We start from the raw sequence: 13,661 nt of genomic DNA on the forward strand, positions 1-13,661 counted from the left end.
AGGATTGAAATGCGCTGGACAACCCGCCCCGGCTGGCCCGGTAACCTGCTGGCCGTGGCGGCCGGTGCAATCACCACCTTCGCCCTCGCCCCGTTCAACATCTGGCCGCTGGCTTTGCTCGCGGTCGGCCTGTTCTACGCCGGCCTGCGCGAGCTGAAACCGCGTCAGGCACTGGGCCGTGGCTGGTGCTTCGGTTTCGGCCTGTTCGGCGCCGGTACCAGCTGGATTTACTACAGCATCCACCATTTCGGTGGCGCGTCGGTGCTGCTGGCCGGGTTCCTGATGCTGCTGTTCACCGCAGCGATCGCGTTTTTCTTCGCCCTGCCCGCCTGGGTCTGGGCGCGCTGGTTGCGCCGAAATGAAGCACCGCTGGCCGATGCGCTGGCGTTTGCCGCGCTGTGGGTCGGCCAGGAAGCGTTTCGTGGCTGGTTCCTCACCGGTTTTCCGTGGCTCTACTCCGGCTACAGCCAGCTCGACGGCCCATTGGCCGGACTCGCGCCGGTCGGTGGCATGTGGCTGGTGTCGTTCGTGCTGGCGCTGACTGCGGCACTGATCTACAACGCACCGCGCCTGCTGCAATCCGGTCGCAAAGGCTTTATCGCGGCCGGTTTGCTGTTGCTGGTCGGGCCTTGGGTAGCCGGTATTGCGCTCAAGGGCCACGCCTGGACCAGTCCGTCCGGCCCGGCACTGAGCGTCGCCGCGATTCAGGGCAACGTCGAACAAAGCATGAAATGGGATCCGGCGCAGCTTAACGCGCAACTGGCGCTGTACCGCGACCTGAGTTTTCGCTCGAAGCCGGTGGATCTGCTGATCTGGCCGGAAACCGCCGTGCCGGTGCTCAAGGAGTCCGCCGAGGGCTACCTGAACATGATGGGTAACTTCGCCGCCGAGCGTAAATCGGCGCTGATCACCGGGGTGCCGATCCGCGAGACGGTCCGCCACGAAAAACGCTTCTTCAACGGCATCACCGTGGTCGGCGAGGGCGATGGCACCTACCTCAAGCAGAAACTGGTGCCGTTCGGTGAGTACGTACCGTTGCAGGATCTGCTGCGCGGGTTGATCGCGTTCTTTGACTTGCCGATGTCCGACTTCGCTCGCGGTCCGGCGGATCAGCCGCTGCTGCAGGCCAAGGGTTATCAAATCGCGCCATTCATCTGCTACGAAGTGGTGTACCCGGAATTCGCCGCTGGGCTGTCGGCACGCAGCGATCTGCTGCTGACGATCAGCAACGACACCTGGTTCGGCACCTCGATCGGCCCGCTGCAACACCTGCAAATGGCGCAAATGCGCGCACTTGAGGCAGGCCGCTGGATGATCCGCGCTACGAACAATGGCGTGACCGGACTGATCAACCCGTTCGGGCAGATCACCGAGCAGATCCCGCAGTTCGAACAGGGCATTCTGTATGGCGAAGTGGTGCCGATGCACAACCTGACGCCGTACCTGCAATGGCGTTCGTGGCCGCTGATCATCGTCTGTGTGCTGCTGTTTGGCTGGGCGCTGATGGCGAGCCGGATGTCGAAAACCCTTTAAAAAGCTTCGCGAGCAAGCCCGCTCCCACATTTGGAATGCAATTCAAATGTGGGAGCGGGCTTGCTCGCGAATGGACATCAGCAGCACCCAATCAATCAGGGTTGGCATCACCCCGGTAAAACAACGAATACCCCACCTGCCCCACCGCCTCATTCAGCAACTGCCCGCTTTGCCAGATCGACTTGAACTCCGGCAGCCAGCCACCAAACGGGCGCGCATTATCGGTCCCGAGAAACCCGACGGGCGCCGGCACCACTTCGAATCCTGCCTGCTGGAAACACCACACGGCGCGCGGCATGTGCCAGGCCTGCGTGACCACCACGACGCGCTTGATGCCTTGTGGCAACAAGATGTCGGCGCTGAATTTGGCGTTTTCCCAGGTGGTACGGCTCTCGCCTTCCTGCCAGCGCGTGGTCACGCCGAAATCATCGCGCAACGAATCGGCCATCAGCTTCGCCTCGGTCGGCGGCGTGCCGTAATGCAAGCCACCGCTGGTCAGAATCGGCAGCCCGGAGGCCTTGGCCAGTCGCGCCGCATAGCGCTGACGCTCCAGCCCCACGCCGGTTGGCTGGTCCTCGCCCCAGGCCAGATCGCCGCGCTCGCGCCCGGAACCCAGCACCACGATGGCATCGGCGCGCTGCGCCAATATCGACCACGCGTCACGGGGCAGCGGCGGCTCACGCTCCAGCGCCTTGGCGCCCCACTGCACCACCACCGGCAGGCTCATCAGCCAGAAACCACCCAGGCCAAGGGCAAAACACAGGCCGGCCAGCCGTGGCCGGGAGCGGCGCAGCCACCAGGCGACCAGCAACAGCAGCAAAAGAATGCCAGGCGGCAATAGAAGTTGTTTGATGAAGTAACGCAAAGGCATCGGGGCATCTCCAGAGATGCCCGAAGCCTAAGAGTGTTAATGACACGTTACAACCGATAGGTAGGATCCTGTTGGAAAAGATCCGTTACTTGACCTGCCATGCGATTACTTGGCCTGCACAGAACGAACCTTGACGGTGTCTCTGCCGGGCGCCTTGTCCTTGAGCCAGATGACCTTGGCTGAATGTGCTGCATCGAGCTGTTTCACTGCCTGCGACAGGTATCCATGCGATTCACGCTCACTGCGATCCAGATAGGCCTTGACCAGTTTGAACTCGGCGGGGCTCAAGCCACGCAATTCCAGTTCCACGGGGCGCTCGTCGCGCAGCCGGCCAGCGGTTTTTGCAGCGTCGAGCGCCATGCCCAGACGATCCATCAACCGTTCGTACAACTCGGGTTTCGTCACGTTTTTTTGCCGTTGCTCCACCATCCCTCACCTCATTGAAGATAAGACTCACTCCCCAATAAGAGCTTAGCTTCGCTGCACAAACCGGCTGAACGCCGCGACCAACGGCCCTCGCCACGGTTTTCCGGGGCCAGACAGCTGTAATCAGGGTTTCCCTAGGCCAAGCGCGGTCATGTATGCTACGGCGCTTCCTGTCATTCCACTTCCAGCCTGTCCGGAGCATCCCCCGGAGGGCGCGTTGAAGAGGATTAGGCCACCCCTATCCAGTACAAAAGTAGCCATGCACGAACAATATCAGCCCCGTGAAATCGAAGCCGCCGCCCAGTCGTTCTGGGACGAGCAAAAGTCCTTTGAAGTCAGTGAACAGCCAGGCAAGGAAACCTACTACTGCCTGTCGATGTTCCCTTACCCCAGCGGCAAGCTACACATGGGGCACGTGCGCAACTACACCATCGGCGACGTGATCTCCCGCTACCAGCGCATGCAAGGCAAGAACGTTCTGCAACCGATGGGTTGGGACGCCTTCGGCATGCCGGCGGAAAACGCCGCGATGAAGAACAATGTGGCGCCCGCCAAGTGGACCTACGAAAACATCGCCTACATGAAGTCCCAGCTGCGCAGCCTGGGCCTGGCGGTGGACTGGTCCCGTGAAGTGACCACCTGCAAGCCGGATTACTACCGCTGGGAACAATGGCTGTTCACCCGCCTGTTCGAAAAAGGCGTGATCTACCGCAAGAACGGCACCGTGAACTGGGACCCGGTCGACCAGACCGTGCTGGCCAACGAACAGGTGATCGATGGTCGCGGCTGGCGCTCCGGCGCGCTGATCGAAAAGCGCGAAATCCCGATGTACTACTTCAAGATCACCGCTTACGCGGATGAGCTGCTGGAGAGCCTCGACGAACTGACTGGCTGGCCGGAACAGGTCAAGACCATGCAGCGCAACTGGATCGGCAAATCCCGCGGCATGGAAGTGCAGTTCCCGTACAACGTCGACTCGATCGGCGAAGCAGGCACCCTCAAGGTCTTCACCACCCGTCCGGACACCCTGATGGGCGCGACCTACGTTGCCGTGGCAGCCGAGCACCCGCTGGCCACCCAGGCAGCGCAGAACAACCCAGAGCTGCAAGCCTTCATCGCCGAATGCAAGGGCGGCAGCGTGGCTGAAGCCGACGTCGCCACTCAAGAGAAAAAAGGCCTGCCGACCGGCCTGTTCGTCGAGCACCCGCTGACCGGTGAAAAACTTCCGGTCTGGGTCGCCAACTACGTGCTGATGCACTACGGCGACGGCGCCGTGATGGCAGTTCCGGCGCACGACGAGCGCGATTTCGAATTCGCCCACAAGTACAACCTGCCGGTCAAATCGGTGGTGCGCACCAGCTCCGGCGACACCAACCCGGCTCCGTGGCAAGACGCCTACGGCGAGCACGGCACGCTGATCAACTCCGGCGAGTTCGACGGCCTGGACTTCACCGGCGCGTTCGACGCCATGGAAGTCGCCCTGATCAAGAAAAACCTCGGTGCCTCGCGCACTCAGTTCCGCCTGCGCGACTGGGGCATCAGCCGTCAGCGCTACTGGGGTTGCCCGATCCCGATCATCCACTGCGCCACCTGCGGTGACGTGCCGGTGCCGGAAGACCAGTTGCCGGTGGTGCTGCCGGAAGACGTGGTGCCGGACGGCGCCGGTTCGCCGCTGGCGCGCATGCCGGAATTCTACGAGTGCAACTGCCCGAAATGCGGCCAGCCTGCCAAGCGTGAAACCGACACCATGGACACCTTCGTCGAGTCCTCCTGGTACTACGCCCGTTACGCCTCGCCGCACTTCGAAGGTGGCCTGGTGGAAAAATCCGCGGCCGACCACTGGTTGCCGGTGGATCAGTACATCGGCGGTATCGAACACGCCATTCTTCACCTGCTGTACGCGCGTTTCTTCCACAAGCTGATGCGTGACGAAGGTCTGGTCAGCTCCAACGAGCCGTTCAAGAACCTGCTGACCCAAGGTATGGTGATCGCCGAGACTTACTATCGCCGCGAAGCCAATGGTGCCTACACCTGGTTCAACCCGGCGGACGTGGAACTGGAGCGTGACAGCAAGGCCAAGGTCATCAGCGCCAAACTGAAATCCGACGGCTTGCCGGTGGAAATCGGTGGCACCGAAAAAATGGCCAAGTCGAAGAACAACGGCGTCGACCCACAGTCGATGATCGATCAGTTCGGCGCCGACACTTGCCGCCTGTTCATGATGTTCGCTTCGCCGCCGGACATGAGCGCCGAATGGTCGGACTCCGGCGTTGAAGGCTCGCACCGCTTCCTCAAGCGCGTCTGGCGTCTGGCGCAGGCCCACGTCACTCAGGGCCTGCCGGGCAAACTGGACATCGCCGGCCTGAACGACGAGCAGAAAGCCGTGCGCCGCGCCATCCACCTGGCCATCAAACAGGCCAGCCATGACGTCGGCCAGAACCACAAATTCAACACCGCCATCGCTCAGGTGATGACGCTGATGAACGTGCTGGAAAAAGCCGCGCAAGGCTCCGAACAGGACCGCGCGCTGATTCACGAAGGTCTGGAAGCCGTGACGTTGCTGCTGGCTCCAATCACGCCGCACATCAGCCATGAGCTGTGGAATCAACTGGGCCACGCTGACCCGGTGATCGATGCCGGCTGGCCTGCGGTCGATGAAAGCGCACTGGTGCAGGACAGCCTGCAACTGGTCATTCAAGTGAACGGCAAGCTGCGTGGCCAGATCGAAATGCCGGCCAGCGCTACCCGCGAAGAAGTTGAAGCGGCGGCCCGCGCCAACGAAAACGTGCTGCGTTTCGTCGACGGTCTGACCATTCGCAAAGTGATCGTTGTACCAGGGAAACTGGTTAACATCGTCGCCAGCTAAATTGGATTGGGCGTCAGGTTCGCCTGACGCACTGTAAAACCTTTCGGGCCGCAGGGTCGGCCCACATGGTTTCAAGGGGAGCAACACAATGATCAAACGCAATCTGCTGGTGATGGGCCTCGCCGTTCTGCTGAGCGCCTGCGGTTTCCAGCTGCGTGGCACCGGCACCAACGAACTGTCGATCAAGGAGCTCGATCTGAGCGCCCGTAACGCGTATGGCGAGACCGTCACCCAACTGCGTCAGGTGCTCGAGTCCAGCGGCGTCAAGGTCTACAGCGGTGCACCGTACAAGCTGTATCTGGCTGACGAACAGGAAAACCAGCGCATCCTCAGCTACGCCGGCGCCGGTCGTACGGGTGAGTACCAAGTGACCACCGTGCTGAACTACGACATCGTAGGCGAACACAATCTGAACCTGCTGAGCGACAAGCTTGAAGTGCAGAAAGTGTTCATCCACGACGGCAACAACCTCGTCGGCTCCGATCAGGAAGCCAACGACGCCCGTCGCGAAACCCGTCGCGAACTGGTTCAGCGCATGATGCTGCGCCTGCAACAGCTGACGCCGGGCCAACTGCAGCAATTGCAGCAAGCGGCCAACGACCGTGCCCGGGCTGAAGCCGACGCGCTGAAGGCGGCACAGAAAGCTGAAGCGGAAACCCCGCGTCAGTCGCCGCTCGAACTGCCGCAGCAGTAAGACGTACGGGGTGCTCAGGCGCCCCGTTCGCCCTCTCTTATGAAGCTCGCTCCCGCTCAACTCGGCAAACACCTGCAAGGCGCGCTCGCGCCCGTCTATATCATCAGCGGCGATGACCCGCTGTTGTGCCAGGAAGCCGCCGACGCCATTCGCAGTGCTGCCCGCCAGCAAGGTTTCGACGAACGCCAGGTGTTCGCCGCCGACGCCAATTTCGATTGGGGGACCTTGTTGCAGGCCGGCGCCAGCATGTCGCTGTTCGCCGAAAAACGCCTACTGGAACTGCGCCTGCCTTCGGGCAAGCCCGGTGACAAGGGCGCTGCCGCGCTGATCGAATACTGCTCGCGCCCCGCTGAAGACACGGTGCTGCTGATCAGCTTGCCCAAGCTCGACGGCAGTGCGCAGAAAACCAAGTGGGGCAAGGCCCTGGTCGAAGGCCAGCAGACCCAGTTCATCCAGATCTGGCCGGTGGATGCCAACCAGTTGCCGAGCTGGATTCGCCAGCGTCTGTCGCAAGCCGGTTTGTCGGCCAGCCAGGACGCGGTCGAACTGATCGCCGCACGCGTCGAGGGCAACCTGCTCGCCGCTGCGCAGGAAATCGAAAAGCTCAAGTTGATGGCCGAAGGTGGGCAGATCACCGTCGAAACCGTGCAGGCCGCAGTGGCCGACAGTGCGCGCTTCGACGTGTTTGGCCTGACCGACGCCGTACTCAACGGCGAACCGGCCCACGCCTTGCGCATGCTTGAAGGCCTGCGCGGTGAAGGCGTCGAGCCACCGGTGATTCTCTGGGCACTGGCGCGGGAGTTGCGCCTGCTGACCAATATCTCGCTGCAGTACAGCCAAGGCACGCCGCTGGACAAGTGCTTCAGCCAGGCGAAACCGCCAGTCTGGGACAAGCGCAAACCGCTGATGAGCAAAGCCCTGCAACGCTACTCGGCGCAACGCTGGGCGCAGTTGTTGCTCGAAGCCCAGCGCATCGATGCGCAGATCAAGGGTCAGGCCGCCGGTTCGCCGTGGATGAGCCTGAGCCGGTTGGCGCTGTTGATGTCCGGCCAGCGTCTTTCACTGCCCGCCGAGTAAGACGTTCAACCGCATAACGCCCTTTCGCGAGCAAGCCCGCTCCCACAGTCGATCGCATTCACATGATAGAACTCGGTCGACTGTGGGAGCGGGCTTGCTCGCGAAGGCGTCAGAATATTCCTACGCAATAGAGGCTGGACAGACGCGCGGCTTCGGCAGATTATTCGCCCCGCAGCACCCACCTACCGAGAGAACCCTCATGAGCAAAAAGCCATCGAAACATGGCCCGAACAAGGCCAAATCCATCATCGCCCAACCCCTGTTCCGCAGTCGCCAGGAACGACCAACCAAGGGTAAAGGCAGCTACCGCCGCGAAGCCTTCCAGTCTAATAGCTGGGAGGCTTCTTACTTTCTGGCTGCCTGAAGCACAGCACCCCCTGGTCATGTTAAGGTCTGCACCTGATTCGTATTCCCTGGAACTGTGCATGCCCTTCAGTCTTTCCCGTCGTTGGCCCGTTCGCCAACTGATCGCTGCCTCCAGCTTCATTCTGCTTGTCGCCTGCGCGGAAAAACCTACCGCCGCCGATGCGCAACCCCTTCAAGCCGCCCCTGTCGCAACAGCCCCGGCAATCATCCCGCCGGTAATGCCGTCCGCTGACCCGCTTGATCTTCAGCCAACCCAGACCTTTGCCGAATGGCAGGCGGGTTTCCGCAAGGATGCCTTGGCAGCCGGGATCCGCGCCGATCTGTTCGACCGCGCGTTTGCCAATGTCAGCTTCGATGCCAGTGTGATCAAAGCCGACCGCAGCCAGCCGGAGTTCTCTCGTCCAGTATGGGAATACCTCGATGGCGCCCTGTCGCCGCTGCGAGTGCGCAAGGGGCAGGCGCTGATCAGTCAGTACGCCGACATCCTGCAAAGCATCGAACAGCGTTATGGCGTGGATCGCCAGGCACTGGTGTCGGTATGGGGCATGGAAAGCAACTTCGGTCAGTTCCAGGGCAGCAAATCGGTGATCAACTCGCTGGCGACCCTGGCCTACGAAGGCCGTCGCCCCGCATTTGCTCATGCACAACTGATCGCGGCGCTGCAGATCCTGCAACAGGGCGACATCACGCCAGAAAAGATGCTTGGCTCGTGGGCCGGCGCGATGGGCCAGACCCAGTTCATTCCGACGACCTACAACACCCACGCCGTGGATTTCGACGGTGACGGCCGCCGCGACATCTGGGGCAGCCCGGCCGATGCCCTGGCCTCCACAGCGCATTACCTGCAAAGCTCCGGCTGGCAGCGTGGTCAGCCATGGGGCTTCGAAGTGCAACTGCCGAGCGGCTTCAACTACACCCTGGCCGATGGCGCGATGCGCAAGACCGTCGCTGAATGGCGTCAACTGGGGGTGATTCTGCCCAATGGCGGTCAGGCCCCGGCCGGCTCGGAACAACTGTCTGCCGCCCTGCTGCTGCCGGCCGGTTACCGTGGCCCGGCGTTCCTGATCCTCGATAACTTCCGGGCGATCCTCAAGTACAACAACTCGTCGTCCTACGCACTGGCGGTCAGCCTGTTGTCCGAGCGCTTCAACGGCGCAGGCCTGATCAACGGCACCTGGCCGAAAGACGATCTGCCATTGAGCCGTACCGAACGTATCGAATTGCAGACCCTGCTGAGCGCGCGTAACTACGATGCGGGAACGGCGGACGGGATTATCGGCGCCAATACACGCAAGGCGATCCGCAGTGCCCAGCAGTCGTTTGGCTGGCCGGCGGACGGCTATCCGACGCATAAGCTGCTTGAGAGCCTGCGCGCCCAATAGAAACACTGCCGTATGGCGGGTATCGCTTTCGCGAGCAGGCTCGCTCCCACAGTTGACCGTATTCCAATGTGGGAGCGAGCCTGCTCGCGAAGACTGACTGTCAGGCAATAACCGTTTCAGTCTTGATCACCACATCCTGTTCCAACATCATTTCCTTCTTCCCCGCATCCAGTCGAACCAGCGCCCCCATCGGCAGCGTCAGGTTCGGATCACAATGCCCGCTGCGCCACCCCGACAGCACCGGAATCCGTAACGGCTCGAACGTCTGCTTGAGCAAGCGGTTCAAAGCCTCGACATCGACCCCGGCGACATCCCCCACCAGCACACCGCGCAATCTGGCCAGCTTGCCGGCCAGACGCATCTGCGTGAGCAAACGGTCGATGCGGTACAGCGGCTCGTTGACGTCCTCGATCAGCAGAATCACGCCCTCGACATCAATCTCATACGGCGTGCCCAGCGTTGCGGCGATCATCGCCAGATTGCCGCCGAGCAAACGCCCGTGCGCAATACCCGGTTCGACCGTGGTCAAGGGATAAGCCACCGGATGGCTCAACACACTCCCCGCCTTCAACTGACCGCGCAGCATGGCGAAGAATGAAGTGACAGTCGGCGGCTCCTTGTCGCCCAGCAAATCGGCGTTGAGCAGCGGGCCGTGGAAGGTCACGAACCCGGCGTAGCGACTGATCGCCAGATGCAGCGCGGTGATGTCGCTGTAGCCGACAAACGGCTTGGCGTGGCGGCTGAGCAGATCGTAATCGATCCGGTCCAGCAGGCGCGGCGTACCGTAGCCGCCGCGCAGGCAAATGATCGCGTCGACTTCAGGGTCGGCGAACGCGGCATGCAGGTCGTTGAGGCGTACGTCATCGCTGCCGGCCAGATAGCCGTCCTTCTCGTAGACACCGGGGAACACTTTCAGCGCATAGCCGCGGGCGCGCATCCACTGCACAGCCTTTTCCGTGTGCAGTGCGCCGGGGCCGGCGGGCGCGATCAGGCCGATCAGCCCTTCGGACGGCAGCGCCGGTACGGGTTTATGCGGAAAAAGGCTGTGGGTCGGTCGAACGGTCATCCATGGGTCTCCCTGTGTGAAGTCTTGCAGACACAGTAGTCAGGTCCAGAGACAAACAAAAGAGTGCGCGGCAGACCCAAACAAAAATACCCGCCGAAGCGGGTATTTTTCGAGCCTATCAGCGCCGGATCAGGAACCGAGCAGCTCGGCCTTGACCAGTTTCGCCTGCTCGTCGGCGTGATACGACGAACGTACCAGCGGGCCGGAAGCAACGTTCTTGAAGCCCATCTTGTAGCCTTCTTCGGCGAACCAGGCGAAGGTGTCCGGGTGCACGAAACGCTGCACCGGCAAGTGGCTGCGCGACGGTTGCAGGTACTGGCCGAGGGTCAGCATGTCGATGTCGTGTTCGCGCATGCGCTTCATGACTTCGATGACTTCTTCGTCAGTCTCGCCCAGACCCAGCATCAGGCCGGACTTGGTCGGAATGTGCGGCATCATCTGCTTGAAGCGTTGCAGCAGGGTCAGCGACCACTGGTAGTCCGAACCCGGACGCGCAGCCTTGTACAGGCGCGGCACGGTTTCCAGGTTGTGGTTGAACACATCCGGCGGCTCGGCAGCGGTGATTTCCAGGGCGATGTCCATGCGGCCACGGTAGTCCGGGACCAGGGTTTCCAGCTGCACGTTCGGCGACAGCTTGCGGATCTCGCGGATGCAGTCGGCAAAGTGCTGGGCACCACCGTCACGCAGGTCGTCGCGGTCAACCGAGGTGATCACCACGTACTTGAGCTTGAGGTCGGCAATCGCGATCGCCAGGCTCTCCGGCTCGTTGACGTCCAGTGGTTTCGGACGACCGTGGCCAACGTCGCAGAACGGGCAACGACGGGTGCAGATGTCGCCCATGATCATGAAGGTCGCGGTGCCGCCGGAGAAGCACTCGCCCAGGTTCGGGCAGGAGGCTTCTTCGCAGACGCTGTGCAGCTTGTGCTTGCGCAGCAGACTCTTGATCCGGTCGACTTCCGGCGAAACCGGGATGCGCACGCGAATCCAGTCGGGTTTCTTCGGCAGTTCGGTGGTCGGAATGATCTTTACCGGGATGCGTGCAACCTTCTCGGCGCCGCGCAGCTTGACGCCGGCTTCAACCTTGGGACGCGGGGCCGGGCGCTCGGTCACGTCGAGCGTCGGGATCATGGTTTGCACTGCATCAGTAGTCATATCAGTCGATTCCGCCCGTCAGGGTCGTCTGCTCAGCATAGTCGAGGTGTTTGACGAGCTGCGCGCCCAGCCGGGCACTTACCTCGGCAAATTCAATCGATCCTGCGTGATCGCTCAGCTGGGTCATCGCCAGCCCGGCATAGCCGCAGGGATTAATCCGTCGAAACGGCTCCAGGTTCATATCCACGTTCAGGGCCAGGCCATGAAAGGAGCAACCGTGGCGAATCCGCAAACCCAGAGAAGCGATTTTCGCTCCGTCGACGTAGACGCCGGGAGCATCTGGCTTGGCGGCGGCGGTGACGCCGTAGCTGGCCAGCAGTTCGATCAGGCACTGTTCCATGCGCGTGACCAGATCACGTACGCCGAAACCCAGCTTGCGCACATCCAGCAACAGGTAAGCCACCAATTGGCCGGGGCCATGATAAGTCACCTGCCCGCCGCGATCGACCTGTACCACCGGGATATCGCCCGGCAGCAACAGGTGTTCGGCCTTGCCGGCCTGGCCCTGGGTGAACACCGGAGGGTGCTCGACCAGCCAGATTTCGTCGGCGGCATCGCTGCCGCGTTCGTTGGTGAAGCGTTGCATGGCATGCCAGACCGGCTCGTAAGCCATCTGGCCAAGTTCGCGAAAGCCCAGCGTGCCCGGCATCACAACACCATGTGCACGAAACCGGAAGCCCGCAGTTCGCTGTTGATGTTGTACAGCTGATCCTGGTCTGTCGCGACGATGTGCAGCTGGATGGTGGTGTACTTGCCGTTGCTGCTTTGACGCTCGTCGATGCGCTCATCATTGATGGTTGCGTGTTTCTTGACGATGTCGATGATTTTGTCTTTGTTGCCGACGCCCGTATCGCTGATCACCTTAATCGGATAATCAGTCTGCGGAAATTCGATCTTTGGCGCCTTTACTTCGGTATCGGTCATGGCGTAACGGCCTCTAGAGCGCAAGCCGTGGTAACGCACATGGCCCCGCACCGGATCGGGGCGGGGCCATGCAGGTCAACACAAATCAGTTGAACAAGCCGTAGAAGAATAGACGGATGCTATCCCACATGCGGCGGAAGATACCACCCTCCTCGACAGCGTCCAGAGCGATCAGGTCAGCGCTGTGCACTACCTTGTCGTCCAGTTTCACTTCGACTTTACCGATCACGTCGCCCTTGGCGATTGGCGCGGTCAGTTGCGGGTTCATGGTCATGCTGGCAGCGAGCTTTTTCAGCTGGCCTTTTGGCAGGGTCATGGTCAGGTCTTCAGCCAGGCCGGCCTTGACTTGACTGGTGGTGCCTTTCCACACCGGGGCCTGAGCCAGTTCGGTGCCCTTCTGGTAGAAGGTCTGGGTTTCGAAGAAACGGAAACCGTAGGTCAGCAGCTTCTGGGTTTCAGCGGCACGCGCCACTTCGCTGTTGGTGCCGAACACCACGGCGATCAGACGCTGGCCATCACGTACAGCCGAGGACACCATGCAGTAGCCGGCTTCGTCGGTGTGACCGGTTTTCAGACCGTCAACGGTCTTGTCGCGCCACAGCAGCAGGTTGCGGTTAGGCTGCTTGATGCCGTTCCAGAAGAACTCTTTCTGCGAGTAGATCGCGTAGTGAGCCGGGTCTTCGTGGATGATCGCACGGGCCAGGATCGCCATGTCGTGAGCCGACGAGTAGTGCTCAGGGTTCGGCAGACCGGTCGGGTTCATGAAGTGCGAGTTGGTCATGCCCAGATCGGTGACCGTCTTGTTCATCAGGTCGGCGAACGCGTCTTCGCTGCCGGCGATGTGCTCGGACAGCGCCACGCTGGCGTCGTTGCCGGACTGGATGATGATGCCATGCAGCAGGTCGCTGACGGTCACTTGCGAGCCGACTTTGATGAACATCCGCGAGCCGCCGGTACGCCAGGCGTTTTCGCTGACGGTCACCGGGTCGTTCTCACCGATCTGGCCACGACGGATTTCCAGCGTAGCGATGTACGCGGTCATCAGTTTGGTCAGGCTGGCTGGCGGCAGACGCTGGTCACCGTTGTTCTCCACCAGCACGTTGCCGCTGCTGGCGTCCATGAGCACGTAGGCTTTTGCAGCCAGTTGAGGTGGCGACGGCATCATCTCGGCCGCGAAAGCGGCTGGCGAGAGGAGCAGCGGGACTAGCAGACACAGGCGTTTGGCAAAGGTGGTGATGTTCATCCGTCTCTCGAAATCGCTAATGGAAACTTGCCCGAAGGCAAAACTATTCAGACAGCCTTCT

General features: G+C 61.5%; 13 protein-coding genes. 6 read left to right on the forward strand and 7 right to left on the reverse strand.

The window, feature by feature from the left end:
- The first annotated feature begins 9 nt into the window (after positions 1–9).
- Positions 10–1,533, forward strand: a complete 1,524-nt coding sequence (gene lnt / locus ACOYXG_RS23280; RefSeq protein ID WP_460354238.1) for an apolipoprotein N-acyltransferase — start codon at positions 10–12, stop codon at positions 1,531–1,533.
- A 91-nt stretch (positions 1,534–1,624) separates the two neighbouring features.
- On the opposite strand, the gene ACOYXG_RS23285 is transcribed toward lnt, so the two are convergent.
- Together ACOYXG_RS23285 and ACOYXG_RS23290 are read right to left on the reverse strand one after the other, a co-directional pair.
- Entirely contained in the window at positions 1,625–2,404 is a 780-nt protein-coding gene (locus tag ACOYXG_RS23285; protein ID WP_097089329.1) for a YdcF family protein, read from the reverse strand.
- Between the two features lie 105 nt (positions 2,405–2,509).
- Positions 2,510–2,833: a hypothetical protein gene (locus ACOYXG_RS23290; protein ID WP_096796296.1), complete on the reverse strand. Its 324-nt coding sequence runs from the start codon at positions 2,831–2,833 to the stop codon at positions 2,510–2,512.
- A 256-nt stretch (positions 2,834–3,089) separates the two neighbouring features.
- On the opposite strand from ACOYXG_RS23290, the gene leuS reads away from it, so the two are divergent.
- The 5 genes from leuS to ACOYXG_RS23315 all read left to right on the forward strand — a co-directional run bounded on the left by leuS (position 3,090) and on the right by ACOYXG_RS23315 (position 9,215).
- Entirely contained in the window at positions 3,090–5,696 is a 2,607-nt protein-coding gene (leuS, locus tag ACOYXG_RS23295) for a leucine--tRNA ligase (protein WP_115988822.1), read from the forward strand.
- Between the two features lie 88 nt (positions 5,697–5,784).
- Entirely contained in the window at positions 5,785–6,390 is a 606-nt protein-coding gene (locus tag ACOYXG_RS23300) for an LPS-assembly lipoprotein LptE (protein WP_007960576.1), read from the forward strand.
- A gap of 39 nt (positions 6,391–6,429) precedes the next feature.
- Positions 6,430–7,467, forward strand: coding sequence for a DNA polymerase III subunit delta (gene holA, locus ACOYXG_RS23305; RefSeq protein WP_414889583.1), 1,038 nt, complete (start codon positions 6,430–6,432; stop codon positions 7,465–7,467).
- Positions 7,468–7,666: 199 nt separating this feature from the next.
- Positions 7,667–7,831: an alternative ribosome rescue factor ArfA gene (gene arfA / locus ACOYXG_RS23310; protein ID WP_027612891.1), complete on the forward strand. Its 165-nt coding sequence runs from the start codon at positions 7,667–7,669 to the stop codon at positions 7,829–7,831.
- A gap of 61 nt (positions 7,832–7,892) precedes the next feature.
- Positions 7,893–9,215, forward strand: coding sequence for a lytic murein transglycosylase (locus tag ACOYXG_RS23315; RefSeq protein WP_460354244.1), 1,323 nt, complete (start codon positions 7,893–7,895; stop codon positions 9,213–9,215).
- A 100-nt stretch (positions 9,216–9,315) separates the two neighbouring features.
- Here ACOYXG_RS23315 and ACOYXG_RS23320 read toward each other — a convergent pair whose 3' ends face one another.
- The 5 genes from ACOYXG_RS23320 to ACOYXG_RS23340 form a co-directional block, all read right to left on the reverse strand.
- Positions 9,316–10,281 carry a S66 peptidase family protein gene (locus ACOYXG_RS23320; RefSeq protein ID WP_460354247.1) on the reverse strand — a complete coding sequence of 322 codons (966 nt, stop codon included), beginning with the start codon at positions 10,279–10,281 and terminating at the stop codon, positions 9,316–9,318.
- 129 nt (positions 10,282–10,410) lie between these two features.
- Complete coding sequence (lipA, locus tag ACOYXG_RS23325; RefSeq protein WP_160768663.1) at positions 10,411–11,409, reverse strand: lipoyl synthase; 999 nt, start codon at positions 11,407–11,409, stop codon at positions 10,411–10,413.
- Positions 11,410–11,434: 25 nt separating this feature from the next.
- Complete coding sequence (gene lipB / locus ACOYXG_RS23330) at positions 11,435–12,082, reverse strand: lipoyl(octanoyl) transferase LipB (protein WP_460354250.1); 648 nt, start codon at positions 12,080–12,082, stop codon at positions 11,435–11,437.
- Positions 12,082–12,357 (reverse strand): DUF493 domain-containing protein, encoded by a 276-nt coding sequence (locus ACOYXG_RS23335; protein ID WP_027612895.1) that lies wholly within the window; start codon positions 12,355–12,357, stop codon positions 12,082–12,084. The genes lipB and ACOYXG_RS23335 overlap by 1 nt, the downstream gene beginning before the upstream one ends.
- 85 nt (positions 12,358–12,442) lie before the next feature.
- Positions 12,443–13,600, reverse strand: coding sequence for a D-alanyl-D-alanine carboxypeptidase family protein (locus tag ACOYXG_RS23340; protein ID WP_025108693.1), 1,158 nt, complete (start codon positions 13,598–13,600; stop codon positions 12,443–12,445).
- Between the last annotated feature and the right edge of the window lie 61 nt (positions 13,601–13,661).

The organism is Pseudomonas sp. G3-39 (assembly GCF_054790485.1).